At 64.9% G+C, this 24,937-nt stretch carries 22 protein-coding genes and 1 pseudogene; 8 read left to right on the top strand and 15 right to left on the bottom strand.

Annotated features, from left to right (window positions below; all coding sequences use genetic code 11):
* Positions 1–16: 16 nt before the first annotated feature.
* Genes VF673_RS10580 through bacA form a run of 4 tightly spaced genes read right to left on the bottom strand, consistent with a single transcriptional unit; the run spans position 17 to position 4,131 of the window.
* Positions 17–2,071 carry a hypothetical protein gene (locus VF673_RS10580; protein ID WP_440291909.1) on the bottom strand — a complete coding sequence of 685 codons (2,055 nt, stop codon included), beginning with the start codon at positions 2,069–2,071 and terminating at the stop codon, positions 17–19.
* Positions 2,072–2,114: 43 nt separating this feature from the next.
* Entirely contained in the window at positions 2,115–2,756 is a 642-nt protein-coding gene (locus tag VF673_RS10575; RefSeq protein WP_440291908.1) for a hypothetical protein, read from the bottom strand.
* A gap of 39 nt (positions 2,757–2,795) precedes the next feature.
* Positions 2,796–3,491, bottom strand: coding sequence for a PspA/IM30 family protein (locus VF673_RS10570; RefSeq protein ID WP_440291907.1), 696 nt, complete (start codon positions 3,489–3,491; stop codon positions 2,796–2,798).
* 22 nt (positions 3,492–3,513) lie between these two features.
* A complete protein-coding gene (gene bacA, locus VF673_RS10565; RefSeq protein WP_440291906.1) occupies positions 3,514–4,131 on the bottom strand; it encodes a biofilm formation regulator BacA in 618 nt (205 codons plus the stop codon).
* Positions 4,132–4,342: 211 nt separating this feature from the next.
* On the opposite strand from bacA, the pseudogene VF673_RS10560 reads away from it, so the two are divergent.
* The 3 genes and pseudogenes from VF673_RS10560 to VF673_RS10550 all read left to right on the top strand — a co-directional run.
* Positions 4,343–4,642 (top strand): annotated as a pseudogene (locus VF673_RS10560) (SLC13 family permease); the annotation flags it as partial.
* A 218-nt stretch (positions 4,643–4,860) separates the two neighbouring features.
* On the top strand, positions 4,861–6,234 hold the full coding sequence (gene nhaD, locus VF673_RS10555) for a sodium:proton antiporter NhaD (protein ID WP_440291905.1): 1,374 nt from the start codon (positions 4,861–4,863) through the stop codon (positions 6,232–6,234).
* A 115-nt stretch (positions 6,235–6,349) separates the two neighbouring features.
* On the top strand, positions 6,350–8,176 hold the full coding sequence (locus VF673_RS10550) for an SLC13 family permease (RefSeq protein WP_440291904.1): 1,827 nt from the start codon (positions 6,350–6,352) through the stop codon (positions 8,174–8,176).
* A gap of 283 nt (positions 8,177–8,459) precedes the next feature.
* On the opposite strand, the gene VF673_RS10545 is transcribed toward VF673_RS10550, so the two are convergent.
* Positions 8,460–9,320, bottom strand: coding sequence for a ChaN family lipoprotein (locus tag VF673_RS10545; protein ID WP_273125513.1), 861 nt, complete (start codon positions 9,318–9,320; stop codon positions 8,460–8,462).
* Between the two features lie 129 nt (positions 9,321–9,449).
* Here VF673_RS10545 and yejK point away from each other — a divergent pair, with 129 nt between their 5' ends.
* The 4 genes from yejK (at position 9,450) to VF673_RS10525 (ending at position 11,585) form a co-directional block, all read left to right on the top strand.
* A complete protein-coding gene (gene yejK / locus VF673_RS10540; RefSeq protein ID WP_440291903.1) occupies positions 9,450–10,457 on the top strand; it encodes a nucleoid-associated protein YejK in 1,008 nt (335 codons plus the stop codon).
* A 105-nt stretch (positions 10,458–10,562) separates the two neighbouring features.
* On the top strand, positions 10,563–10,868 hold the full coding sequence (locus tag VF673_RS10535; protein ID WP_440291902.1) for an SDR family NAD(P)-dependent oxidoreductase: 306 nt from the start codon (positions 10,563–10,565) through the stop codon (positions 10,866–10,868).
* A gap of 24 nt (positions 10,869–10,892) precedes the next feature.
* Entirely contained in the window at positions 10,893–11,045 is a 153-nt protein-coding gene (locus VF673_RS10530) for a hypothetical protein (RefSeq protein ID WP_440291901.1), read from the top strand.
* Between the two features lie 6 nt (positions 11,046–11,051).
* Positions 11,052–11,585 carry a glycoside hydrolase family 15 protein gene (locus VF673_RS10525; RefSeq protein WP_440291939.1) on the top strand — a complete coding sequence of 178 codons (534 nt, stop codon included), beginning with the start codon at positions 11,052–11,054 and terminating at the stop codon, positions 11,583–11,585.
* Here VF673_RS10525 and VF673_RS10520 read toward each other — a convergent pair whose 3' ends face one another.
* The 3 genes from VF673_RS10520 to VF673_RS10510 form a co-directional block, all read right to left on the bottom strand.
* The gene (locus VF673_RS10520; RefSeq protein WP_440291900.1) at positions 11,586–12,935 is read right to left on the bottom strand and encodes an erythromycin esterase family protein; all 1,350 of its coding nucleotides are present in this window, start codon (positions 12,933–12,935) and stop codon (positions 11,586–11,588) included.
* A 57-nt stretch (positions 12,936–12,992) separates the two neighbouring features.
* Positions 12,993–13,946 carry a glutathione S-transferase family protein gene (locus VF673_RS10515; RefSeq protein ID WP_440291899.1) on the bottom strand — a complete coding sequence of 318 codons (954 nt, stop codon included), beginning with the start codon at positions 13,944–13,946 and terminating at the stop codon, positions 12,993–12,995.
* Between the two features lie 81 nt (positions 13,947–14,027).
* Positions 14,028–14,354 (bottom strand): GIY-YIG nuclease family protein, encoded by a 327-nt coding sequence (locus tag VF673_RS10510; RefSeq protein ID WP_440291898.1) that lies wholly within the window; start codon positions 14,352–14,354, stop codon positions 14,028–14,030.
* A gap of 13 nt (positions 14,355–14,367) precedes the next feature.
* Here VF673_RS10510 and VF673_RS10505 point away from each other — a divergent pair, with 13 nt between their 5' ends.
* The gene (locus VF673_RS10505) at positions 14,368–14,850 is read left to right on the top strand and encodes an asparaginase domain-containing protein (protein WP_090535847.1); all 483 of its coding nucleotides are present in this window, start codon (positions 14,368–14,370) and stop codon (positions 14,848–14,850) included.
* Positions 14,851–15,196: 346 nt separating this feature from the next.
* Here the strand turns inward: VF673_RS10505 and tldD are convergent, their stop codons facing one another.
* From tldD to mreC, 7 genes are read right to left on the bottom strand one after another with little or no spacing between them, the layout of a single operon-like run.
* The gene (tldD, locus tag VF673_RS10500) at positions 15,197–16,642 is read right to left on the bottom strand and encodes a metalloprotease TldD (RefSeq protein WP_440291897.1); all 1,446 of its coding nucleotides are present in this window, start codon (positions 16,640–16,642) and stop codon (positions 15,197–15,199) included.
* A 4-nt stretch (positions 16,643–16,646) separates the two neighbouring features.
* Positions 16,647–17,492 (bottom strand): carbon-nitrogen hydrolase family protein, encoded by an 846-nt coding sequence (locus VF673_RS10495; RefSeq protein WP_440291896.1) that lies wholly within the window; start codon positions 17,490–17,492, stop codon positions 16,647–16,649.
* A 1-nt stretch (position 17,493) separates the two neighbouring features.
* The gene (locus VF673_RS10490; protein WP_440291895.1) at positions 17,494–21,369 is read right to left on the bottom strand and encodes a YhdP family protein; all 3,876 of its coding nucleotides are present in this window, start codon (positions 21,367–21,369) and stop codon (positions 17,494–17,496) included.
* 33 nt (positions 21,370–21,402) lie between these two features.
* The gene (gene rng / locus VF673_RS10485; RefSeq protein ID WP_090535840.1) at positions 21,403–22,860 is read right to left on the bottom strand and encodes a ribonuclease G; all 1,458 of its coding nucleotides are present in this window, start codon (positions 22,858–22,860) and stop codon (positions 21,403–21,405) included.
* Positions 22,861–22,916: 56 nt separating this feature from the next.
* A complete protein-coding gene (locus VF673_RS10480) occupies positions 22,917–23,507 on the bottom strand; it encodes a Maf family protein (protein WP_440291894.1) in 591 nt (196 codons plus the stop codon).
* Positions 23,497–23,970, bottom strand: a complete 474-nt coding sequence (mreD, locus tag VF673_RS10475; protein WP_273127021.1) for a rod shape-determining protein MreD — start codon at positions 23,968–23,970, stop codon at positions 23,497–23,499. The genes VF673_RS10480 and mreD overlap by 11 nt, the downstream gene beginning before the upstream one ends.
* Positions 23,960–24,901: a rod shape-determining protein MreC gene (gene mreC / locus VF673_RS10470; protein ID WP_440291938.1), complete on the bottom strand. Its 942-nt coding sequence runs from the start codon at positions 24,899–24,901 to the stop codon at positions 23,960–23,962. Before mreC ends, mreD begins: the two co-directional genes overlap by 11 nt.
* Positions 24,902–24,937: the final 36 nt, after the last annotated feature.

Raw genomic sequence — 24,937 nt, 5'->3', positions numbered from 1 at the left:
GTGAAGAGGGTAAAGCTCAGATCTCGCCGGGGATGGCATGACCGTTGGTCTTGGAAGCATCGGCCGGGGCCGCCTTGCCGGCCAACAGGCGCTGGATAACGTCCTGCACCACTGGACTCTTGCCGACCACGCCTTCGATGGCCTTGCCCACCGAGAGGGACTTGGCGAAGGAATTGAAGAAATCGCCCTCGCCGCCAACGATGTCGATCTTGGTCTTGGACAGCGCTGCGGAGAGTACTTCGGCCTGATCCTTGGCGATGTCCTTGTTCGCGGCAATCGCGGCCATGGCTTCCTCGAAGCTCTTCTCCAGCTGCATGCGGAACTCCTCGTGCTGGCGGGCGTTGTCGCTGAGCGCGTCCAGCGCGCTGAACTTCTTGCCCAGACCTTCGGCTTCGGAGTTGAAGCGCTCCAGCAGGATTTGCGCCTCGGCCAGACCCTGTTCGCGTGTGGCGCGCGCCTGGGCGACACCGAGCTGCTCCTCGCCGCGGGCCTGGGCGGTGAGTTTCTCTTCCAGCACCTTGGCCTCGGCCAGCCCTTCTTTCTCCTTGGCCAGTGCCTGAGCTTCGGTAATGCGCGCCTGCGCCAGCCCCTTCTCCTGCTCGCCCCTGGCGTCGGCGGTCATGTATTCGGCATGTACACGCGCTTCGGCCAGGCCCTCTTTCTCCTTCGCCGCGGCGGTCACTTCCCGCACCTTCGCTGCCGCCAGACCGCTGGCAGCCTGCTCGGCCTGGGTGCCTTCGGCCAGTTTCTTCAGGGCTTCGGCCTTCTTGGCCGCCGCTTCCAGCTCGGCCTGGGCCAGGGTGTTGATTTCCACCGCCTTGTGCCGGGAACGGGTTTCGTCCGCCTCGGCCTGCTTGACCTGGCGTACCAGCTCCTGCTCTGCTTCGGCCTGGGCATTGAGCAGCACGACCTGCTTCAGACGCTCGGCTTCGGACACCTCCCGCACTTCCTTGATGCGCTCCTCTTCCTGAGCCACTGTCTTCTCCACCGCCACGCGTTCGCGGATGACCGAGGCGATATTCTTGCGCTCTTCCTCCAGCGCCTTTTCCTTCTCGATACGCTGCAGCTCGACCTCTCGCTCGCGGGCGACTATCTCCAGGTCCCGGGCGCGGAACACCTTCTCCTTCTCGATCACCACCGCCCGTTCGCGGTTCTGCTGGGCCACCTCCACTTCGCGCTGGTGGTTCTCCGCGCGGATATCCAGCTCCTGCTGGGTCTGAATACGCGCCTGCTCGGCCTTGAGCCGTTCCTCCTCGCGCACCCGCAGGGTTTCGGCTTCTTCCCGGGCGCGGATGGTCTCGATCTCGCGTTTCTGACGCGCCTCGGCGTCGGCCTGCTGGCGCTCAAGCGCCAGGGTGGCCTCGCGGGTTTCGACGTTCTTCTTCTTGATCGCCAGTTCTTCGTTACGCTCGAGCTCGTTGGTGATGACGTTCTGCGCCGCGGTCAGCTGGGTGATCTTGCGGATACCCTCGGCATCCAGGATGTTGTGCGGGTCCAGCGAGGTGCGCGGGGTCTGCTCCAGGTAGTCGATGGCCACGTCTTCGAGGATATAACCGTTCAGATCATTGCCGATTACCTCGATGATGCGGTCGCGAAACGCCTGGCGCTCCTCGAACAGGCTGACGAAATCGAAGTTCTTGCCGACTGTCTTCAGTGCCTCGGAGAACTTGGCGTTGAACAGCTCGTTCACCGCCACCCGGTCGGATGCGCGATCCACACCGATGGCCTTGGCCACCTTCAGCACATCCTGAGCGGTTTCGTTCACCCGCAGGTAAAAGGCAACGGTGATGTCCGCCCGCAGGTTGTCCTTGCAGATCAGGCCATCCTTGCCACGCCGGTCCACTTCCAGCGTCAGCAGGGAGATCTTCATGAACTCCTTTTTGTAGATCACCGGATATACCAGCGCACCGGTGAAGTGCACCTTTGGCGTGGAGGACATGTCGTTGACGATCAGCGCCGTGCCCTGCGGCACCTTGATATAAAACGCCTGGAACAGAACGAAAAATCCGATCAGGATCAGAAAGAAAACGCCCACCCCGATCAGGAAGGGCATCAGCATTGCGATGTTCATCTACATCTCCTTGTTTGCGGCACCCGTGACTGCTTCCTGCGGGTCATACATCGTTGAATTCGTTTTCGGTTATCACGCGGTAGGCGTGTTCGGCCGGCAGATAATCCAGCAGCACCACCCGGTCGCCCCGCTGCAGGCCGAGCTCCTCCTCGGCGCGGATGCGCAGGATCAGCCCTGCTCCCCCGTTTTCCAGGCTGGCCTGCCCGGTGCGCATACTGACCTTGCCGCTGCGTACCACTGCGGTCTGGCCGATCAGCGAACGGGTGCTGTCGCCGTTGACCTTGCGAAACAGCGGCCGCAGAGGTCTGCTGATCAGCCGCACTACCGGTAGTGCGAGTGTCAGGCAGCCGGCAGCGACCACCAGCCCGAGCGGATAGCGCAGCCAGCCCAGGGGCAGGAAACGCAGCGCCAGCAGTTCGGCGAAGTAGCAGAGCATCCAGCCGAAGAAGACCAGCAGCGTCAACCACAGGGTCACCGGCACATCCCGGAAGCCCAGCTTCAGCAGCAGGCCGCCGAGCCCCTCGGCGGAGGAAAAACTCGACTCTACCCCGTCCAGACTGAAATCCAGCGCCTCGATATCCAGCACCCCCAGGGCAACCGCCAGCCAGTAGAGCACCGCCACACAGAGCACGAAACTCAGCAGCACTACGGGGAAAGACAGTGACGTCTGCAGAAACAGATTCATGGGTACATCCTTGTACGCAGTAGCGGGGCCGCGGGCGGATCAGGTAGTGGCACGGTTCTTCAAGCGCGCCAGCACACTGTCAGCGCTGCCTGCATCCGGGGTGATACCTGCGGCGCGCAGCTTGCCTTCCAGCTGGCCATCCAGATTCGCTTCGGCGGCCAGCTCCTCGGCTGCCTCCATGCGCGCTCCACGCTCGGCCTGCTTCTGCTTGATGCGCTCCAGCGACTCCAGCGCTGTATGCATCTTTGCCTGGGATCCGCTGTGGCGCTGGGAGACTGCCAGCTGCGCCTTGTGCACGCTTTCGGTGGCCTTGACCGTGTCCACCTGCTGCTTCAGCCGCTTGAGGTTGCCTTCAGCCTGGGTGATTGCCTTGCGCAGCTGGGCAACACTGTTGGCGTAACCGTCAGCCTGGTGGCGCTCCTCGCCGAGCTGGGCTTCCAGCGCAGCAATCTTTTCCGCCACTTCCCGCGCCAGCGTCTCGTTATCGGCGTCCAGCGCCTTCAGGGCGTAACCTTCGTATTCCGTGATCTGATCCTGCAGTTTGGCCACCCGCTCGGCGGCCAGCTTCTGCCTGGCCATGATGCCGGCCAGCGCCTCGCGGGAGCGGTGCAGTTCGTCGTCGGCGTCGCGTATTTCCTGATCCAGAATGCGCAGGGCCTGACTGTCCACTACGGCCTCGCCCACTTCATGTGCCCCGCCTCGTACCGCTGTCAGCAACTTTCTCCAGACATTCATCGCTTCTTCTCCTTGAAAACAATCAGGCGGTCGCCTTGAGATGACCTTCATAGGCCTCGGTGGCCTTGATCACGTTGTCTGCCAGCAGCTCGATCTCGAACACCACGTCCGCCAGCGAGGAGGACGAGCTCAGTGCACCGAACATGGTGTAGCAGAGCTCGCCATCGCCGAGCGTTTCCAGTCCGATGCAGGACAGCGGGAACAGCTTCTGGGTACGCAGCACCTCGGCATTGAAATCCCCCTGGTGCTCCACATCGCTGGCTGGCCATAGCAGCGCCTCGACGATGATCTGCTCACCGTGCACCGCCAGAAACAGCGGCAGCTCGCCGTATTCGCACATGGTGATGTGCAGGCTCGGCTCGCTGCCGCTGATCAGCTCAATCCGGGCCGCTCCACTGGTAAAGAGCTCGGTGGTCGCCAGCGCTTCGTACAATCCCTTTGCAGTCCAGATCTGCTGCATTCCATTTCCCTCACTGTCTGTCAAAGCCAGCCCGGACCGCGGCTGGCGCCATTGCCGCTCACACGCCATAAGCTGTGAGGCGTACTCGGGCAGCACCCAAACTTCCTTCTTGATCAGCCCACGCTCGCGCAAGCGCTGGCGATAAAGCCGCTGATAGTGTGCTGATGATTTGTTCTGCATGGGCGGAACTTAAGGCATTACATGTGAGGGTGGATAGCGGTTTGCTCAGTGGATTGTTCGCAACGAGACGTGGCTCACATTCCCGTTGAACAAAGGGTGTGCTGGCGCACACCCATCGCCCCGGGATCGGGGCTACCACGCGCCCGGTGAGGACGGAGCGGTGATGCGGCATCCTCTGTTCCGCTTCGCAGGCAATTGACGGAACGCATTGATGAATACCCAACTGCTGATCACCCTTGCCCTGCTGCTCGCCAGCATGGTGCTGTTTATCCGCAACAAGCCGCGCATGGACGTGGTGGCGCTGCTGGTGATCGTTGCGCTGCCATTGAGTGGTGTACTGACGGTTCAGGAGGCGGTGGCGGGGTTCAGTGATCCCAGTGTGCTGCTGATTGCTGCGCTGTTCGTGATCGGCGATGGTCTGGTGCGCACCGGCATTGCCTACAAGCTGGGCGACTGGATGGCCCACCAGGCCGGCAACAGCGAAACCCGGTTGATCGTGCTGCTGATGCTGACCCCTGGGGTGGCCTGCACACCCTGGCCACCGAACTACCGATCAATCCCGCCATAGGGTAAAGTTCGCCCCCTTGTAACAGGATGTGTCGTGACGGCTATCCCGCAGAATTGATCTGGGATAAGGCCGAGGGCTCGCCAGCCGCGAATAATGGCGGGTCGATTTCAGAGCCGAGCCCGGCATTCCTGTGGTTCCGAAAGCAGTAAGGAGGCGGATTGATGTATGTGCTGATGGCGGTCATTTTTGTAGTGGGTTACCTCTGTATCGCGCTGGAGCATCCGCTCAGGCTCGACAAGGCCGCTTCAGCGATCCTCACGGCTGCACTGACCTGGACGGTACTGGTGCTGGGGGCCAATGAGATACTGCCGACCCTGGAGCTGTACACCAATGACCCGGCGGACTCCTCGGGGATAGTGGTCAGTGCGCTGCGTCATCACCTGGGTGAGATCGCCGAGATCCTGTTCTTCCTGCTCGGCGCCATGACCATCGTCGAGCTGGTCGACGCCCATGGCGGCTTCAAGGTGATCACCGACCGCATCACCACCCGCAGGCGCGTATCGCTGCTGTGGATCATCGGCCTGCTGACCTTCTTCCTCTCTGCGGTACTGGATAACCTGACCACCACCATCGTCATGATCTCGCTGCTGCGCAAGCTGGTACGGGGGCGGCCGGAGCGCTGGCTGTATGTGGGGATAGTGGTGATTGCCGCAAACGCCGGCGGCGCCTGGTCGCCCATTGGTGACGTGACCACCACCATGCTCTGGATCGGTGGCCAGATCACCGCACATCAGGTGGTTACCAATCTGTTCCTGCCCAGCCTGGCCTGTCTGCTGGTACCACTGGTGATCCTCAGCCTGCGTCTGAAGGGTGACGCCCCACGGCCGCGGGTACGCGCTCACCTCGCCGAGGGTGGCCATGAGACCACCGACGGGGAACGCAATATCGTGCTGGCGATGGGGATTGGCGCATTGCTGTTTGTACCCGTGTTCAAGACGGTCACCGGTCTGCCGCCGTACATGGGCATTCTGTTCGGGCTGGGCGTCCTGTGGGCGGCTACCGAGATCATGCACCGCAACAAGAAACCCGAACTCAAGCATCCGCTGTCGGTGATCGGGGTACTGCACCGGATTGATACGCCGAGCATTCTGTTCTTCCTGGGTATCCTGCTGGCTGTCTCCAGCCTGGCAACAGCCGGACACCTCGGTCAGATCGCCCTGGCGCTGCGCGACGGGCTGGGCGACATCTTCGCCATCAACTACGCCATCGGGCTGCTGTCGGCGGTGGTGGATAACGTGCCGCTGGTAGCCGGCGCCATGAAGATGTATCCGTTGGTCAGCGAAGGAATGCTCGCATCGACCCCTGCAGCCGAGGCCGAGTGGATGAGTCGGTTCGTTGTCGATGGCCGCTTCTGGCAACTGCTGGCCTTCTGTGCCGGTACCGGTGGCAGCAGTCTGATCATCGGCTCGGCCGCGGGTGTCGCGGCCATGGGCATGGAGAAGATCGGCTTCTTCTGGTACATCAGACGCGTCAGCCTGCTGGCCTTCCTCGGCTATACCGCGGGAGCGCTGGTGTACTTCCTGATGTACATGTAACACCCGGCACGGTTTCACATTCCGGGCTAACGTGCATCCGTGGTAGTGCTGCCCGCTGCGCTCGGACTGTACTACCATCATGGCTGGAACCGCTCCGTCTGCCCGTAAGGAATGCATGAACACTGATCTCGCCGTTGTCCTCGCCCTGCTGGTTGGCAGCATGGTGCTCTTTATCCGCAACAAGCCGCGCATGGATGTGGTGGCCTTGCTGGTGATAGTGGCGCTGCCGCTCAGCGGCGTGCTGACCATCCAGGAGGCGGTAGCCGGCTTCAGCGATCCCAGCGTGCTGCTGATCGCGGCACTCTTCGTCATTGGTGACGGTCTGGTGCGCACCGGCATTGCCTACAAGCTGGGCGACTGGATGGCCCACCAGGCCGGCAACAGCGAAACCCGGTTGATCGTGCTGCTGATGCTGACGGTGGCCGCGCTGGGTTCGGTAATGAGCTCCACCGGGGTGGTGGCGATCTTCATCCCCGTGGTGATGAGCGTGGCGATGCGGATGAATATTCCCGCTTCCCGGCTGATGATGCCGCTGAGCTTTGCCGGGCTGATCAGTGGCATGCTGACGCTGGTGGCGACACCGCCCAACCTGGTGGTCCACGCCGAGCTGGTTCGTCAGGGGCTGGATGGTTTTCACTTCTTCAGTTTCACACCCATCGGTCTGGTGATACTGCTGTGCGGTATCGGTTACATGCTGTTTGCCCGGCGCTGGCTGGGCAGCGGCCAGGTGGGCAAGGACGAGCCCGAGCGCCAGACCATGCAGGATCTGGCCGCGCTGTATCGGCTGCCCGAGCGGGAACGGCGCCTGCGGCTGAACGACAACTCGCCGCTGATCGGCCGGCCGCTGAATGAACTGGAGCTGCGCAGTGAATACGGCATCAACGTGATTGCCGTGGAGCGCCAGCGCCGCTTCCGCAATCTGCTGCAGGTTGCCACCGGCAATACCGTGCCCCAGCCGGACGATATCCTGCTGGTGGATCTGGCCAGCCCGGCCATCGCCCTGCTCGGCGCCTATCATGAAATCGGTGTTACCCAGGTGCCGCTCGAGGACTCCTACTACAGCGTGCATTCCCATCAGCTGGGGCTGGCCGAGGTGGCGTTGCCGCCGGAGTCGCGATTGGCCGGCAAGACCATTCAGGAAGTGGCCTTCCGCAGCCGTCACCGACTCAATGTGGTGGGGCTGCGGCGCAACGGTCAGGCCCTGCCCGGCGTGCTGGTCGACGAGAAGCTGCGGGCCGGGGATACCCTGCTGGTGGCCGGCAGCTGGAAGGACATCGACCGCCTGCACCTGCTGACCCGGGATTTTGTGCTGCTGAGTCTGCCCAGCGAGATCAGGGAAGTGGTCCCGGCCGCCCGCAAGGCGCCCTATGCCCTGCTGAGCCTGGCGGTGATGATCGGCCTGATGGTCAGTGGCGTGGTGTCCAACCTGATGGCGGCGCTGATTGGCTGCCTGCTGATGGGCTCCTTCAAGTGCATCACCATGGACTCCGCCTACAGGTCTATCCACTGGCCGAGTCTGATCCTGATCGTGGGCATGCTGCCCTTTGCCCTGGCGCTACAGAAGACCGGCGGCATAGACCTGGCCGTGGGCGGCCTGCTGAACCTGTTCGGCGATGCCGGGCCACGGGTGCTGCTGGCAACCCTGTTCATCGCTACGGCGGTGACCGGTCTGTTCATCTCCAATACCGCCACGGCGGTACTCATGGCGCCGGTGGCGCTGGCCACCGCCCAGGCCATGGGCGTGTCGCCCTATCCCTTCGTCATGGCAGTGGCCCTGGCTGCCTCGGCGGCCTTCATGACCCCGGTGTCGTCCCCGGTCAATACCCTGGTGCTGGATCCGGGCGGCTATCGGTTTGCCGATTTTCTCAAGGTGGGCGTGCCCTTCACCCTGCTGGTGCTGCTGGTCACAGTAGTGCTGGTACCTTCGGTATTTCCCTTCTAGCCCGCTTTCGCACCGGGCGGTCCGGCGATCCGGCGGTGCTCCTACAGGGAAGGGGGGCACTGCGCTGGCTGATGCTTCATTCCCGTAGGAGCAGCGCCCCCGCTGCGAACCGGACGTGCCTTTGACTCCTATGCTGAAGACGGCCTGAGTGCTCCCTTGCAGGCCGCGTTTGCGCCGAGCGGTCCGGCGATCCGGCGGCGCTCCTACAGGGGGAGTGTGCACTGCGCTGGCTGATGCTTCATTCCTGTAGGAGCACCGCCCCGGTGCGAAAGCGGGCCACGGTTTACTCCGACTGCCACTGCGCACAGTGGTCCTGCTCCGGTGCGGCGGGGGTGAGCCAGAGGTAGTCGGCCTGCTCGGGGCCGGGCATGGGTTTGCCGGCCTCGTGCAGCATGATCACCACCGGGGCCTCGCCTTCGACGTGCACGGGCACACCCAAATCCCGGCGCACATGGAAGTTGCCCGCCAGCAGCAGACTGGGGGCCGGGGCGGCGGCCAGCGCTTCGGCCATGCGCATATCCCGCTGCTGCTGGATGCCGAGCATGCCGCCGAGCTGGGGCTCGTCGATCCGGCCACAGTGGGACCGGGCTATGGTCTCCCTCAGCTCCGCTACCGCCACCTCGCTGTAGCGCGGCGACAGCGGCGGCGGATTGCGGTACAGCTCGCTGATCTCGCTGCGGTCCAGGTTGGCGGCATACAGCGGCACCTGCTTGTCCAAGGCCCAGCGCACCACGGGGCCATACAGCTCCCAGGGCCAACCGGGGTTCCATTGCAGCTGCTCCTTCAATGCCGCAGAGGAGGAGCCGGTGGCGTAGGCCTGATCCACCAGCGGTTGCTGGGCCGGAGTGAGCATTTCCAGTAGCAGACCGGCCTGGGGCCGTTCGCTGTGCAACCGCTGCAACAGCCACAACTGCAGGCGATGGTGATCGTCGTTGTCATGCTGCTCGCCGAGCAGTACCCGGTCGGCATTGCGGATGCGCTCGACCAGCTCGTCTGGCTCCAGCCATTCGCCGCTGCGGGTATCCAGCGCCTGGCCCAGGTGCATTTGCGCCGGCGGTACGCTGTTGACCCACTCGGGCAGCGGCGTCGCGGCCGCCAATCCGGTCCACAGCGCCATCAGGCCTGTCAGTAGCATGCGTTTCATATCGCCCCCGGTTGTCCTGTGACGGGCTCAGTATCCCCGGTTTGCGACGCGGCGTGAACTGGAGTAACGTTCTGCCATCTCTCGGCCCGGCCGACTTTCCCCTTTTCGTTTTACCGTTGCGGATTACCGATGCCCATCGACAACAGCATTGTTCATCAGATTCACAAGAAGCCGGACGGCCAGCCCGCCAGCCTGACCCTGCGCGAGCAGGAGCTGGCCAACAGCGAGGCGCTGGAACAGCTGCTTGCCGGCCTGATCGAAACCTACAACAGCAAGCCGAACAAGGCCTGGGGCTACTTCCACGAGGAAAGCGGCGCCTACCCCTTCAGCGGCTGGCTGCAGCAGCTGATCGACGAGGAACTGGACTTCGTCGGCTTCTCCAAGCAGGCCACCGAACACCTGAAGACCCTGATGGAGGGCTCCAACCTGGCCCTCGGCGGGCATGTGCTGTTCATCCGCTACCGCCAGGGCATGACCGCCTTCCTGATCATCGCTCTGCTGCATCACACCGAGGGCGTGACCGTGACCGAGGAGCTGGAAGTGGCCGCCGCGCGGCATCTGGATCTGTCGGCACTGAACATGGCGGCGCGCATCAACCTGACCGAGTGGAAACAGAACGCCAGCTCCAAGCAGTACATCTCCTTCATCCGCGGCCGCAGCGGCAAGCGTGTGTCCGACTACTTCCGCGACTTCATCGGCTGCCAGGAAGGGGCCGACCCGGAGGCGGAGACCACGACCCTGCTGCAGGCCTTCCAGGACTACGTGGGCGAAGCGGACCTGCCGGCGGAAGAGCTCAAGGGCAAGGCCAAGGCCATGACCAGCTACGTCAACAGCCAGTCCCGCCAGGGCGAGCAGGTGGCGCTGGAAGAGTTGTCCGGGGTGCTGGATGAGGAGAACCCCCGGGCGTTCTACGATTACATCCGCCACAAGGACTACGGCCTGGCGCCGGAGATCCCGGCGGACAAGCGCACCCTCAACAACTTCTTCAAGTTCTATGGCAAGGCCGACGGGCTGTCGATCAGCTTCGAGGCGCACCTGCTCGGCGAGCGGGTGGAGTACGACGAGGGCGAGGATGCCCTGGTCATCCGCCATCCCCCCAAGGGGCTGATCCAGCAGCTGCGCAACCGCAAGCGCTAGGTCCCGACCGACACATTTTGTTGGACTCCACGGCTGCGTTTTGCTGAACGCGGCCGCCGCTGGCGTGGTCATCTGATTATTCCGACCAGCCTGTGGAGATCCTCCATGTCCGAGCTTGCCAACAAGATTGTCGTCGTCACCGGCGCCTCGGCCGGGGTGGGCCGCGCCACCGCCGTCGAGTTCGCCCGCCAGGGTGCCACTGTCGCCCTGCTTGCCCGGGGCAAAGCCGGCCTCGAAGGGGCGCGGGCCGAGGTAGAGGCCGCCGGGGGCAACAGATTCGCCCGATTGGGTGCTGGAGGAGGACGGCTACAGCGGCCAGCAGGACGAGCAGCTGTCAGCCGGCGACCGGCCGGACAACCTGTTCGAGCCGGTGGACAGGGACATGGGCAGCCATGGGCGCTTCGACAATGAAGCCAGGACCCACAGCTGGCAGCTGTGGACCACCATGCCGGCCGCTGCGAGCCGGAGGCCACCGGCTGCAGCCTGTGGGATGGCGAACGTCGACTGCTGCTGCACACCGAGGTGCCGCTGCAACTGCGCGAGGATCAGGCCACGGCCGAGATCACCGTGCAAGCCGGCGAGCATTAATGTTTCATCCTCCAGCACCTGGAGCCCGGCGAAGCCCCGGCTGTTCCCGTCGACCCGCAGAAAACCCTCGAGGAGTGCCGCCACTGGTGGCGCAGCTGGTACCACCAGTGTCGACTGATGGAGAAAGTCGAGGCCTGCTGGCACCAGCCCGATGAGGGCATCTGGGAACTGCGCGGCCAGCGTCGCAACTACATCCATTCCAAGGTCTACGCCTGGGTGGCCTTCGACCGCTCCATCCGCGACGCGGAGGAATACGGACTGCATGCGCCCCTGGAGCGCTGGCGTGAGATCCGGGACCAGATCCATGCGCAGGTCTGCGAACGGGGACTGGATCCGGCCAGAGGCGCCTTCAAGCGCAGTTACGAGGATGCCGAGCCGGACGCCAGCGTGCTGATGATTCCCCTGCTGGGCTTTCTGCCGGCGGAGGTTCCCAGAGTCAGGGCAACCCTGCGCTGGATCGAGCAGGACCTGCTGCAGGCCTGCGAACAGGCCCATCATGGCGGTCAACCCGAGCGGCATTCCTACCGCCCGGTGGACTGATCACAGCCCGCTGGGCCAGGTGGCCCCCAGCTCGCCGCTGGCCGGGGTGCGCTCGATCAGCGGCTCGATGCCATGGGTACGCTGGAAGTGCAGCAGGAAATCGAATTGCTGCGGCAGGCGGCTGGACAGGTAATGGCTCTCGCGCTCGGTCTCCGGGCGGTACACCACGCCGACGGAGCGCTGCACGCGGGGCTCGCCGAGCTGCGCCGCCAGCGTCCCGTTGCGCAGATCCAGCAGGAAGGCCTCCTGCGGCACCTGCTGGAACAGGGCTTCATGGCTGCCCGGCAGTGGCGGATTGAGGGCCATGGTCTCGGCCGGGCCATCCCAGTGCGCCGCCGCCGTGACCTCACCGCTGGCGGTACTGAAGCCGACCAGCAGTGCCTTGTCCCCGTAGACCTGCCGGGCCATCTGGCCGAGACTGGCCTCGCGGCGCTCGACCATGCCGGTCGCCGCCGCGTTGCCGACATGGGAATTGTGCGCCCATACCACCAGAGCCGCGGGCTCGCCGAGCTGATGGGACAGATGATCACGCAGGGCCTGCAGGGTCTCGAACATGTGGTTCTCGCGCAGGTTCCAGGAGCCGGGGCGACCGCGGAACATGGCCCGGTAGTATTCTCCGGCGTTGCGTACCAGACGGGCGTTCTGCTCCACATGAAAGCGGTGTTCGTCGGCCAGCAGACCGAGCCCTTCCAGCCGCTGCAGGGCGCGGGTCTGCATGTCCTGCAGCTGTTCGGCCAGGGCCTGTTCGCAGGACCGGCTGAACCCCGAGTCCGCCTTCTGCCCATACAGCTGCGGATCCTGCAGGAAGTGATCCATGCACGAGTAGCGCTCCCGCGCGCGCACCGCTGCCGGTGGGTCGACCCGCTCCAGATAGGTGATCACTGCGCGGATGGAGCTGCGCAGGCTGTACAGATCCAGCCCGTAGAAGCCGACCGGTCGCAGACCCGCATCAGCCCGAGCCGGGGTGCGGTTGAACCGCGCCAGCCAGCGGACGAACTCCAGCACCTCGCGGTTGGCCCACAGCCAGGCGGGAAAGCGTTCGAAGGCGGCCAGCACCTGCTGTTCCGGCTGGTCGGGTTGCAGATTCCAGACATGACGATTGATCGCAAAGGCGTCCGGCCAATCGGCCTCCACCGCCACACCGGCAAATCCCAGTTCACTGATCAGGCGGCGGGTCAGACGCTCCCGCGCCCGGTAGAACTCGCTGGTGCCGTGGGTGGATTCGCCGATCAGCACCAGTGACTTGCCCCGGGCCGCTTCGATGATGGCATCGAAGTCCCGGTCGGTGCCGTTCAATGGGAGGGCCTGCTCGGTAATGGTCGTTACCAGTGCACTGTCGTCGCTGCTCATGGATTCCCCGTGGTATTCACTCTGTTGTAAAGAGTGACCCACGGAGAAAGCGGCTGTTCAATCCTTTTCGGCGGCGCCGACGACGTCCACCCGGTAGCCAACCCGCGGAAAATGCACATGAACCAGTCCGGCGCGCTCGTCTTCCCGGGCGATGACGATTTCGTCCAGCTCCTCGTGGACCAGGCGTCCGACCACCGGGTCGCTGCCGTAGTCCACCGCCCGCACCGTGACCTCCTGCCCCAGACTCAGGCCCCGGGTGCTGACAAAGCCGCCCTCGGGCAGCGGCTCGGGCTCGCTGTCCCGGGCAATGCGGATCGCCTCCTCCGCCTCCATGCGCACCGATGCGCCGGAGCCGAAGTCATGGATACGTGCCATCCAGGCCCGCACGGCGGGGTAATCTTCCAGCATCACCGAGACCGCCGAGTTGGCTGCCATGAACCACAGCGGGTGATACCAGGCCAGGTCGGCAATGCTCGGCTCCTCGCCCAGCAGGTACTCGCCGTTGCGCTCCAGCTGGGTTTCCAGACGGCTCATCAGCACCGGCCACTGGGCCAGCGCCACGTCGGTCTCCAGACGGCTGGCGGTGCCACTGGAGAACATGGCCTGACGGTCCTTGAGAAAGCCCTTGATCACCTCCGGCGGCATGCCGGCAAAGCGCGCCTCCAGGGCGTGGGGCTGGAAATTGATGGCAATGGAATGCTGGAAAAGGGTCTGATCACCGAACTGGGCCAGGGCGGCGGCTACGGCCTCCTGCCCTTCGGGAAACAGCGCGGGGATGGCCTTTTCCCGCTCCAGACGTTGGGCGATCAGCGCCGTGTCGCAGTAGATATCCGCACCTATCTGCAACACCGGGGTACGCCGATAGCCCCCGGTCAGCGCGGTCAGATCGGGCTTGGGCATCACCGGCGGAATCATCACCGAATGCCAGGACAATCCCTTGAGCCCGAGCATCAGCCGGGCCTTCTCGGCGAAGGGTGATTGCGGATAATGATGCAGAATCAGCTGGTTCATGGTCACCTCGGTTCTATGCTCTGAGGACACATCTTAGTCGCTGACCGTGGCTTCTGCCGTGGGGCCGGTACCGCCGCCAGCTCAGTCTTGCAGACTCCGCGCCCCACTGACCAGGGCTTCCTTGGCCGGTTTCGCCAGTTTCTTCACCGCGATCTCACGGCGCAGGGCATCGGAGCGATCGACACAGCGATGCTGCCAGACCAGAGCCTGGGCCGGACTGCGATTGAAGAACCGGGCTCCGCCCTTGCCGCTGGCATGCTGGCGGAAGCGCCGCTCGGGATCGGTGCTGACCCCGGTGTACAGGTGCCCGTTCTGCGCCCGGACCATGTACACCCACCAGGTCTGTACCGCCGGTGCATTCCCGGGGCTGTGTTCATCGCTTTCTGGCGGCATACTGGTGACAGTCATTCAGGAGGCAGTCATGTTCATACAGATCTTCAGTACCGGCGGCACCATCGACAAGGTGTACTTCGACGCACTGAGCGAATTCCAGATCGGCGAGCCCATCATCGGCGAGCTGCTGAAGGACGCGCGGGTCGGGTTCGATTATGCCATCGAATCCCTGACAAGGAAGGACAGTCTGGAGCTGGACGACAATGACCGCGAGCTGATCCGCTCCAGAGTCGCGGCCTGCCCCGCCGACCACATCCTGATCACCCATGGTACCGACACCATGACAGTGACCGCAGCAGCGCTGGCGGATATCGAGAACAAGGTGATAGTGCTGACGGGCGCCATGCAGCCGGCCCGCTTCCGCGATTCGGACGCCCCCTTCAACGTCGGCCTGGCCATAGGCGCGCTGAACAGCTGCCAGCCCGGCGTCTATATCGCCATGAGCGGTCGGGTGTTTGCTGCCGATGGCGTCAGAAAGAACCGCCTGGCAGGGAAGTTTGAAGGGGTTTGAAGGTATTGGTGCGGGAGTATCTGGTGGTCTGTGCGGGCCTCTGCGCCGATACGCCCCCGCTACGACACGCCGTGAACCCATCCCTGGGGGCTCGTTGATGTCATCCATGACATCAAACGGTCGTATCGGGGGCATACCGGCGCAACGGCGGAAACTTCCGAGCTGCTGATGGTTTTCTGAAAGCAGCTCGGAATAATCAGCGGGCTGGGGTGCAGGGTTGTGCCGACCGTCGGTTTTCAGGGATGAAAACCGCGAGCCTACAGTGAAGTATTCACGGCGTGTCGGCGCGGCCCTGCACCCCAGCACAGCCCTGCACGAATATCACAGCAGCTCGTACACGAGCCAGTCAGGCCCCGGTACCACCCACGGTAATCTGATCGATCTTCAGGGTGGGCTGGCCCACACCCACGGGCACCGACTGACCATCCTTGCCACAGGTACCGACACCGCTGTCCAGCTGCAGGTCGTGGCCGACCATGGATACACGGTTCATCACCTCGGGGCCGTTGCCGATCAGGGTCGCGCCCTTGACCGGGGCGGTGATGCGTCCATCCTCGATCAGGTAGGCCTCACTGGTGGAAAACACGAACTTGCCGCTGGTGATGTCCACCTGGCCGCCGCCGAGGTTGGCGCAGTAGATACCCTTCTTCACCGAGCGGACGATCTCCTCCGGATCGCTCTGCCCGGCCAGCATGTAGGTGTTGGTCATGCGCGGCATCGGCAGATGCGCGTAGGACTCGCGGCGACCGTTGCCGGTGGGCGCCACGCCCATCAGGCGGGCGTTGAGCTTGTCCTGGATATAGCCCTTGAGGATGCCGTTCTCGATCAGCACGGTGCAGTTGGTGCTGCTGCCCTCGTCATCCACGCTGAGCGAGCCCCGACGCCCCTGCAGGGTGCCGTCGTCGACTATGGTGCACAGCTCGGAAGCGACCTTCTGCCCTACCCGTCCGCTGTAGGCAGAGCTGCCCTTGCGGTTGAAGTCACCCTCCAGACCGTGGCCGACCGCCTCGTGCAGCAGTACCCCGGACCAGCCCGGGCCCATGACCACCGGCATGCTGCCGGCGGGGGCGGCAATCGCATCCAGGTTCACCACCGCCTGGCGCACCGCCTCCCGCGCGTAGGCCATGCCCCGCTCTTCGGCCTCGAAGAAGCGGTAGTCGGTGCGTCCGCCACCGCCGAAGCTGCCGCGCTCGCGGCGGCCGTTGTGTTCGATGATGACGCTGATGTTGAGTCGTACCAGCGGGCGCACATCGCCGGCCCAGGTGCCATCGCTGGCGGCCACCAGCACGGTGTCATGTACCCCGCCGAGGCTGATGGATACCTGGGTCACGCGCGAGTCGAGGCTGCGGGTGTACGCATCCAGCCGCTGCAGGAAGGCCACCTTGTCGGTCTGGGCCATGCTGTCCAGCGGGTTGTCTGCGGGATACAGGGGCACGGCGCTGTTGCGCTGCCAGGCCTGCACGCTGCCCTGCTGACCGCTGCGGGCGATGGAGCGTGCCGCGCCGGCGGCCTGGGTCAGGGCCTGCAGGTGCAGGTCGTTGCTGTAGGCGAAACCGGTCTTCTCTCCGGCCTGGGCCCGTACCCCGACGCCCTGGTCGACATTGAAGCTGCCGTCCTTGACGATGCCATCCTCCAGCACCCAGGACTCGCTCACCTGGTGCTGGAAATACAGATCGGCCGCATCCACGCCCGGTGCGGAGACCAGCTGGCCGAGGACGCTGGCAATGCCGTCCGGGGTCAGTTCGGCGGGCTGCAGCAGACGGCTTTCCGCCTGGGCTAACAGGTTACTCATAGGTTCATTGCTCCTTGGCCGGGAGAATCTGCTCGACCGGCATGAAACGGCGATGCTCCTGAACCGGCATGCGCGCGCGTGTGTTCTTCAGCAACTGCGGATCCATTTCCCCGCAGACCACGCCCTCACCCTGGGGCAGGCAGGCCTTGATCTCGCCCCAGGGATCTATCAGACAGCTGTGGCCCCAGGTTTCCCGCCCGTTGGCGTGGGTCCCACCCTGGTTGGCGGCGAGAATGTAACACTGGCTTTCGATGGCCCGGGCCCGCAACAGCACCTCCCAGTGGGCGGCGCCGGTGACGGCGGTGAATGCCGAGGGTACCACTATAAGCTCGGCACCCTGGTTGCGCAGCGTCAGGTAGAGCTCGGCAAAGCGCACATCGTAACAGATGGTCAGGCCCAGCCGCCCGACCGGTGTATCCACGCAGACCACCCGGTCGCCGTAGCCGTAGTCGCGGGACTCGCGGTAGCTGCGCTGGTTGTCCGCCACCTCCACATCGAACAGGTGCAGCTTGTCGTAGCGCGCCACTTCGCGGCCCTGGCCATCCATCACCAGGCAGCAGGCCATGGCCTTGCCGCCAGCCGTTGCCGGGAGAGGGATACTGCCACCCACCAGCCAGAGGCCGTGCTGCCGGGCCTGGGCGGCGAGGAAGGGGCGGATCGGGCCGCTGCCCGCCCATTCCGCTGCGGCTATTTCCTGCAGGCTGCGATTGCCGAAGGCGGCGAAGCACTCCGGCAGCAGCACCAGCTCGGCGCCCTGCTGCGCGGCCTCGGCAATCAGAACGGCGGCGGCATCCAGGTTGGCCTGGACATCGGCACCACTGATCATCTGTATGGCGGCAACGCGTGACATTTCAATCCTCCAGGGCCGCCTTGTCGTCGAAGGCCCGGTCAAATTCCACGGTGGGCTGCATCCAGCTGCCGCTGATGCGGTAGCGCACGGAAGCGAAGCGGGCGACCTTGTCACCCAGGATGCGATCGACCAGAAACAGTACCCCGCCGATCTGCGGTGCCCCGGCAATGATCGCCGCCAGTGGCAGGTTGTTGGTGACCGGCAGGGTGACCAGCAACCCCATGTCCACCCGATCGGAGGCCAGATCCAGGGTGCCGTCCAGCTGCAGCTTGGCGCTGGGCCCGTCCATGACCAGCGGCGACATGGTCTGCAGCAGGCCATCGGTCAGGGCCGCCTCTCCGCTGAAGGTATCATAGGCCACGCCCTTGCCGAACAGGTCGGAGAAGTCCAGACGCAGGCGCCGGGTCAGGGCATTGAAGTTGAGCAGACCGAATACCCGCAGGGCGTCGGCGGAGCTTTCACCGCTCTGCAGGGCGCCATCCTCGGCCTTGACCGCCAGCGAGCCGGAGCTGCGCGACAGGGCAAACCAGGCGGGGGAGCCGGGCCAGTCCATATCCACCTGGGCATTGAAGCGGGAACTGCTGAGCGTCGGTGCGTAATTCCAGGCACTGAGCACGCGCGCGATATCCCCGGCGGAGAGGGTGCCGTCGAAGCGGCTGCGGGATTCGTCCCAGCGCATGCTGCCCTTCAGGCTGAGGCCGCCGCGCAGGCCCACGTCGATGTCGCTGATGCGCAGGGCGCCGGCTTCGGGCGTCATGTTGAAGGCTACCGCCCCCACCGGGTCCGGGCCCCAGACCAGTTGATCGATGCTGACCTGCATGGCCGGCACCTGACCCGGTCGCACCCCACGCAGCGGGTCTTCGGACGCCAGCGGCGTGATCAGACCCTGGGTATCGGCAATCTGCTGTTCCCGGCGCGGCAGGGTCAGGCGCTGCAGGTCGAGGATGACAGGTTCACCCTCGGCCGAGGGCAGGCGCACCTCGCCGCTGAGCTGCGGGTGATCGGTGCTCAGAACCCAGCCGCCGGACTGGGGCATGGCCAGCACTTCGATATCCTGCAGATCCAGCCCGAAACCACTCAGGTGGCCGGTCTGGACATGCACGCTGTTGATCAGTCCGGTGCGCGGCACCGGCTGGCCTGCGGCCGCGCCCCCCGTTGCAGCGGTACCACCGAGGCCGGAGTGCTCCCACCAGTCCCGCCATTGCTCCAGCTCGATGCGATCGAAGCGGGCATGGACCATGATGCCCTCGACCGCCGGCCGTTCGGGAAGTCCACGACGGTAGCGGATATCCCCGGCGAGCATGTCCTCGCGGCTGTTCAACACCCCGCGCAGCGTATCGCCGAGCTGGAACTGCCAGTTCAGCGTCGGGCCCATGTCCAGCTGCAGACGGCTGGGCATCAGGCTCTCTGCGGGCTTCTCCAGTTCTCCCGGCAACTTCAGGGCCAGCCCCTGCAGGTCGCTCTGCACTGTCAGACGCGGGGTGCGTCCACCGATGGTCAGTTCCGCGTTCCACGCCGCCCGACCGGTAGCCAGCCCCTTGGGTACAGGCGCCAGCAGTGACCAGCCGTACAGATTGTCGGTGCTGTGGGTGCCGTTCATGCGCAGTCGGTGCCGACCGTCCCGAGCCTCCAGGCTGCCCTTGACCGTCTGACCGAGAAACTGCGCGGTGACAGCCTCACTGCTCAGGCCCTGACCATGCTGATAGCGGAACTGGCCGCTGGCATGGCGCAGCGCCGCCTTCAGCTGGGGAATGTTCAGCTCCTCGGCCTCGGCCTGCAGATCCAGTTGCACATCCAGTCTGCGCGGCTGGCCTTCGGGCAGGCCGATGGGAATACCCAGCTCCAGGGCGCCCTGCAGCTGCCCACGCCCGCTCCAATCGGCCAGAGGGTCGCCGGTGTACTCGGCCAGCGGCGTCTGCTGCATGATATGCAACCCGTCTTCCAGCGGCCCATCGATCTGCCCGGCGATGGACAGACGATAGCCTGCCTCCTTGTCCTCCCCGGCGCGATCCAGCTCGACCCGCACGTCGTCCAGCCGGGTCTGGCGCAACTGCCCCGTGGCACCCGAGATCTGCAGGTCATGGTTGTGCAGCCACAGCCGGGCCTCCACCTGCTCCAGGGCCGGCCAGCCAGGCTGGAAATTGAATCGGCCCTGCTCCAGCTGTGCATAAAGCTCGAAGGTGCGCTCCTGCTCGCTGGCCTCGCTGCGCAGGGAGCCGTCCCAGGCAAAGATCGCCAGCGGCACCTGGCCGGAGAAGTCTGCCGCCTCCAGCCACTGCTCCAGTTCGTCGCCCAGTGCGGCGGTACGACTGGGCAGGTAGCGGCGGTAGATATCCGCCAGCCCTTCACGCAGGGCTACCCGCAGGGTCATGCTCGGGGTTCGTCCCTGCAGCGGCAGGTGCAGGTGCATCAGGGCATTGACCCGGCCATCCTCGCCCTGGGCTTCGGCACCGGGAATGTCGATCCGCACCCCCTGCTCGTCCTCCCAGCGCCAGCGCACCGCACCCTGCAGACTCTGGTAATGCCAGGGCTCCGGGAACAGATTGGGCAGGTGCATGCTCCAGTCGGCGCTGTTGACCCAGAGCTCGCCCATGGCCGGAGAGCCGGCCACCACACCACTGATGCCGCTCATGGCCGGGGTCACGGTGCGCGCTGCGACCCGGCCTTCGTGCAACGCCGCCTGCAGCGTCCAGTCGCGGAAACGGTCCAGTCCCGCGCCGCTGACCAGCACATTGCGCAGCTCGCCGCCGGGCTCCAGACTGCGGATGATCTCTGCGGTACGCTCGTGGGTGATGACGGAGGGCAACCACTGCCCCAGCAGATCCAGCTGGAGGCGATCGATCCGTGCCTGCCAGGTGTGCCAGCGGGGGTGTCGGGTCAGTTGCAGGCGGGTTTCCGGCCAGCGCTGTTCGCCCAGACGCAGCCCGAGGTTCTGGACATCCAGTCGCTGTTCATCGTCGCCGAGGGTCATCTCGAACTGCAGCTGCACATCCTCGAGCGGCGGCACCTCGCCGGGCAGGTCCAGGGCCACCACAGGCGCCTGCAGCTGCCCGCTGAAGCTGCCCAGACGGCGCTGGTGGAAGCGGCCCCAGAACTGGCCACCAGCTTCCACCCGGGCGACATGCAGCTGCCGTAGCTGTTCTTCCGGAATCCAGCGCTGCCAGTCGCTGGGCGGCAGGTCGACGAAGAAGCGCAGGTCCGCCCGGCGCCAGTCGCGCCCCGGCAGTTTGCCTTCCAGCTGCAGACTGACAACCTGCTGGTCCGGCAGGCGCAGGCGGGCATCCAGCCGGTGCCGGCTGCCGCGGTTGATCAGGGTCAGGTCGCCGTTGGTGAACTCCCAGTCGGGCTGTTCCCAGGGGCTGATGCGGATGCTGCTGTCGAGCAGGGTGATGCGGCGCTGGTCGAACAGACGCTCCAGTGCCTTGTCCAGCCCGTCGCCGCCGGACTGGGTCTGGCCCAGGCCGCTGAGCTGCCAGCGGCCCTCGGCATCCTCGATGAATTCCAGCTCCAGCCCCTCCAGCTGGAGGGCGTCCATGACCGGCTTGCGCTGCCAGAGACTGGCGAACACATCGACACGCGCGGTCACGTGCTGCAGGTCGAGCAGCACCGGGCTCTCCCGGTCGGCTTTCTCGTAGACCCGCAGTCCGCGCAGCTGGAGTACCGGCTGCGAGCCCTGCATCTCGGCGCTGAGGCTGTCCAGATCGATGGCCCGACCGGTTTCCTGCTCGATCCGCTGCACCAGCTCGTTCTGATAGTCGCCCAGCGCCGGGACGAACTGACGCCCCAGGCTGACATAGGCGGCAGCCAGCAGCAGCCAGCTGACCAGCAACAGGATCAGGCCATCAAGAAAACGCCGAAGCCAGCGCGACCAGCTCATGGACAGAAAGGATTCCCCATTGCAGGAGCAGTGCTACATCAGCACCACGTCATATTGTTCCTGGGTGTACATGGTTTCCACCTGGAAGCGGATCGGCCGCTCGATGAACATCTCCAGGTCCGCCACGTTGCCCGATTCCTCATCGAGCAGCCGGTCGATCACTGCCTGCGAGGCCAGCACCATGTAGCCTCCGGCCTGATAGGCTCGGGCTTCGCGCAGGATCTCGCGGAAGATTTCATAGCACACGCTCTCGGCCGTCTTCTGGATACCACGCCCGGCACAGCTTGGACAGGGTTCGCACAGCACCTGTTCCAGACTTTCGCGGGTACGCTTGCGGGTCATCTGCACCAACCCCAGTTCGGTGATGCCGATTATGTTGGTCTTGGCGTGGTCACGCTCGAGCTGACGCTCCAGGGTACGCAGTACCTGACGGCGGTGCTCCTCGTCCTCCATGTCGATGAAGTCGATGATGATGATGCCGCCCAGATTGCGCAGCCGCAGCTGGCGGGCAATGGAGGTGGCCGCTTCCAGGTTGGTCTTGAAGATGGTCTCTTCCAGGTTGCGATGGCCGACGAAGGCACCGGTGTTGACGTCGATGGTGGTCATCGCCTCGGTCTGGTCGATGACCAGATAGCCCCCCGACTTGAGCATCACCTTGCGCTCCAGGGCCTTGTGGATCTCGTCCTCGACGCCGTAGAGGTCGAACACCGGGCGTTCACCCGGATAGTGCTCCAGCACGCCTTCCACCCCCGGCATCAGTTCCTGGACAAACTGCTCGACCTTCTGGAAGGTCTCCCGGGAATCGATGCGGATCTTCTCGATGCGCGGATTGACCAGATCGCGCAGGGTGCGCAGCGCCAGCGGCAGATCTTCATAGAGAACGGAGGGCGCCGGCGCGCTGTTGATCTGCTGGGAGATCTGCTGCCAGAGGCGGCGCAGGTAGCGGATATCGACCAGGATGTCCTCCTCCCGGGCGCCCTCCGCTGCGGTGCGCAGAATGAAGCCGCCCTGCTCCTCGATGCCTTCCTGTTCGATGCAGCGCGCCACTATGTCACGCAGGCGATCGCGCTCGGCCTCGTCCTCGATCTTCAGGGATATACCCACATGGGGCGTGCGTGGCATGTACACCAGATAGCGTGACGGCACCGACAGATGAGTGGTCAGTCGGGCGCCCTTGGTGCCTATGGGGTCCTTGGTGACCTGCACCACCAGCGCCTTGCCCTCGTGCACCAGGGCGCTGATCGGTTCGACGGCCGCGCCTTCGCGCTGGGAGATTTCCGAGGCATGGATGAAGGCGGCCCGCTCCAGGCCGATGTCGACGAAGGCCGCCTGCATGCCCGGCAGCACCCGTACCACCTTGCCCTTGTAGATATTGCCGACAATGCCGCGGCGCAGGGTGCGTTCGATGTGCACTTCCTGCAGCACACCGTTTTCCACCAGTGCTACCCGGGCTTCCATTGGCGTAATGTTGATCAGTATTTCTTCGCTCATGGAGCCCTCTCGCACCTGTTGTCAGCCCATCAGGATACCTGCAGCGTCCTGCCCTGTCAGCGCGACTGCCAGCAGGGAACGCCAAAACCGGCCAGCAGACGGGCAGTTTCCATCAATGGCAGGCCCACCACCGCACTGTAACTGCCGACCAGGTGCTCGACAAACACCGCGCCCAGCCCCTGGATCCCATAGCCTCCGGCCTTGTCCTCGGGCTCGCCGGTGTCCCAGTAGGCCTGGATCTCGTTATCCTCCAGCGGGCGAAAGCGCACCCGGGTGCTGACCAGCTCCAGGCGGATTTGCTCCCCCTGCGCTACCGCCACGGCGGTCATCACCTGGTGCTCCCGGCCGGACAGTGCCCGCAGCATGGCCAGCCCCTGCTGCCGATCTCCGGGCTTGCCGAGAATCCGATCGCCCAATACCACCGCGGTATCCGCGGCCAGCACCACGGCGCCCGCCGGCGCAGCCGCCACGCCGGCCACCACCTTGTCCCGGGTCACCCGCTGCACGTAATCGGCCGGGGCTTCCCCGGGCAACGCCTGCTCGTCGACGGCACAACGAACCAGGGTCACCGGCACGCCGATCTGCTCCAGCAGTTCACGCCGCCGGGGCGAAGCCGAGGCCAGATGGACCAGGCGCTCAGAGCACATGGAAACGTCGCCTCAGCAAGCGCAGCACGGTGAATACCCAGGGCCAGAGCACGGTACTGACCAACGCCGGCAGCAGATACAGCAGGGTCGGCGGTCGGTTGCCGACCAGGCTGCTCAGCCACAGGGAGACCATCTGGGCTATGCCCAGCACCGGCAGCATGACCAGACTCTGCTGCCACAGGGGAAAACGGCGGATGCGCTGATACAGCAGCAGCACCAGCCAGGCGACCATGACCAGCACCAGGGCGTTCTGCCCGAACAGCTCGCCGAACAGGACGTCGGTGGCCAGTCCGGCGACCCAGGCGGTCAGCAGCCCCACCCGGTGTGGCAGGGCCATTACCCAGTAGGCCACGACCATGGCCAGCCACATGGGACGGCCGGCGTCGAAGGGCGCCGGCATGGGCACCACACTGAGAATCAGTGCCGCAACAAAGGACAGGCCGATGACCAGACTACTGCGCATCCGTTGGTTCCTCCGTCCGGGTGTCAGCCGGCTGCTGCGCCTCGGCGGCGGGCTGCTCCGGCGCCTCCTCCGTCGGCTCGTCGTCCCCCTCCAGACTCAGGGAGGGGAAGACATCGCCATAGGCACTTTCGGGACTGAACACCAGCAGCAGGTAGCGACTGCGGTTGAGCTGGGCGGTGGGCTCGACGCGAACCTCGGCGAAGGGCTGTGAGGAGTCGCGGTTGACATAGGTGACGCGCCCCACCGGATAACCGGCGGGAAAGCGCTGGCCGAGCCCGGAGCTGACGATGATGTCGTCGACGCGGATATCGGCGGTGTCGCTGACATGCCGCAGTTCCAGCCAGTCGCTGCTGCCGGTTCCGCTGGCAATGGCGCGCAGGCCGTTGCGGTTGACCTGCACCGGCAGACTGTGTGAGACGTCGGTGATCAGCAGCACCCGAGAAGTGAAGGGCATCACCTCGACTACCTGGCCCATCAGACCGGTGGCATCCAGCACCGGCTGACCGAGGAAGACTCCGTCACGCTCGCCCTTGTCGATAAGGATGCGCTGGGAAAAGGCATTGGGGTCGATGCCGATCAGTTCGGCAACCAGCACCTTCTCATCCAGCAGTTCGGAGGAATTGAGCAGCTCGCGCAGGCGCACGTTCTGCTCGGTCAGCGCGGCGAGTTTCTGCAGCTTGCGTTTGGCCAGCAGGGCCTCGGCACGCAAGCGCTCGTTCTCGGCGATCAGATCGGCACGACTGGTCAGCTGCAGATAGAGCGTATCCCAGGCACGCACCGGCAGGTCGGCCACGTAGTACAGGGGGGTGAGCAGCATGCCCAGCTGCGAGCGCACGGGCTTGAGTGCCTCGAAGCGAGCGTCCACCACCATCAGCGCGATCGAAAGCACCGTCAATGCAATGAAGCGAACCCCGAGGGACGGGCCTTTGATGAAAAGCGGTTTGATGACGGGCTCCTTGCGACTGCA

Origin of the sequence: Halopseudomonas sp. Lyrl_26 (assembly GCF_051948695.1) — a bacterium.
GTDB lineage: Bacteria > Pseudomonadota > Gammaproteobacteria > Pseudomonadales > Pseudomonadaceae > Halopseudomonas > Halopseudomonas formosensis.
Note: the sequence above shows the minus strand (reverse complement) of the source record. Positions and strands in the feature narration are given on the sequence as shown.

What these genes read in the sequence shown, in the direction of transcription:
- VF673_RS10490 (WP_440291895.1), bottom strand. Translation starts at nt 21,369, where the DNA reads ATGAGCTGGTCGCGCTGGCTTCGGCGTTTTCTTGATGGCCTGATCCTG.
- VF673_RS10545 (WP_273125513.1), bottom strand. Translation starts at nt 9,320, where the DNA reads ATGAAACGCATGCTACTGACAGGCCTGATGGCGCTGTGGACCGGATTG.
- VF673_RS10520 (WP_440291900.1), bottom strand. Translation starts at nt 12,935, where the DNA reads ATGAGCAGCGACGACAGTGCACTGGTAACGACCATTACCGAGCAGGCC.
- yejK (WP_440291903.1), top strand. Translation starts at nt 9,450, where the DNA reads ATGCCCATCGACAACAGCATTGTTCATCAGATTCACAAGAAGCCGGAC.
- VF673_RS10535 (WP_440291902.1), top strand. Translation starts at nt 10,563, where the DNA reads ATGTCCGAGCTTGCCAACAAGATTGTCGTCGTCACCGGCGCCTCGGCC.
- mreD (WP_273127021.1), bottom strand. Translation starts at nt 23,970, where the DNA reads ATGCGCAGTAGTCTGGTCATCGGCCTGTCCTTTGTTGCGGCACTGATT.
- VF673_RS10550 (WP_440291904.1), top strand. Translation starts at nt 6,350, where the DNA reads ATGAACACTGATCTCGCCGTTGTCCTCGCCCTGCTGGTTGGCAGCATG.
- VF673_RS10575 (WP_440291908.1), bottom strand. Translation starts at nt 2,756, where the DNA reads ATGAATCTGTTTCTGCAGACGTCACTGTCTTTCCCCGTAGTGCTGCTG.
- bacA (WP_440291906.1), bottom strand. Translation starts at nt 4,131, where the DNA reads ATGCAGAACAAATCATCAGCACACTATCAGCGGCTTTATCGCCAGCGC.
- VF673_RS10515 (WP_440291899.1), bottom strand. Translation starts at nt 13,946, where the DNA reads ATGAACCAGCTGATTCTGCATCATTATCCGCAATCACCCTTCGCCGAG.
- VF673_RS10570 (WP_440291907.1), bottom strand. Translation starts at nt 3,491, where the DNA reads ATGAATGTCTGGAGAAAGTTGCTGACAGCGGTACGAGGCGGGGCACAT.
- tldD (WP_440291897.1), bottom strand. Translation starts at nt 16,642, where the DNA reads ATGAGTAACCTGTTAGCCCAGGCGGAAAGCCGTCTGCTGCAGCCCGCC.
- nhaD (WP_440291905.1), top strand. Translation starts at nt 4,861, where the DNA reads ATGTATGTGCTGATGGCGGTCATTTTTGTAGTGGGTTACCTCTGTATC.
- VF673_RS10495 (WP_440291896.1), bottom strand. Translation starts at nt 17,492, where the DNA reads ATGTCACGCGTTGCCGCCATACAGATGATCAGTGGTGCCGATGTCCAG.
- VF673_RS10480 (WP_440291894.1), bottom strand. Translation starts at nt 23,507, where the DNA reads ATGTGCTCTGAGCGCCTGGTCCATCTGGCCTCGGCTTCGCCCCGGCGG.
- rng (WP_090535840.1), bottom strand. Translation starts at nt 22,860, where the DNA reads ATGAGCGAAGAAATACTGATCAACATTACGCCAATGGAAGCCCGGGTA.
- VF673_RS10580 (WP_440291909.1), bottom strand. Translation starts at nt 2,071, where the DNA reads ATGAACATCGCAATGCTGATGCCCTTCCTGATCGGGGTGGGCGTTTTC.
- VF673_RS10505 (WP_090535847.1), top strand. Translation starts at nt 14,368, where the DNA reads ATGTTCATACAGATCTTCAGTACCGGCGGCACCATCGACAAGGTGTAC.
- VF673_RS10510 (WP_440291898.1), bottom strand. Translation starts at nt 14,354, where the DNA reads ATGACTGTCACCAGTATGCCGCCAGAAAGCGATGAACACAGCCCCGGG.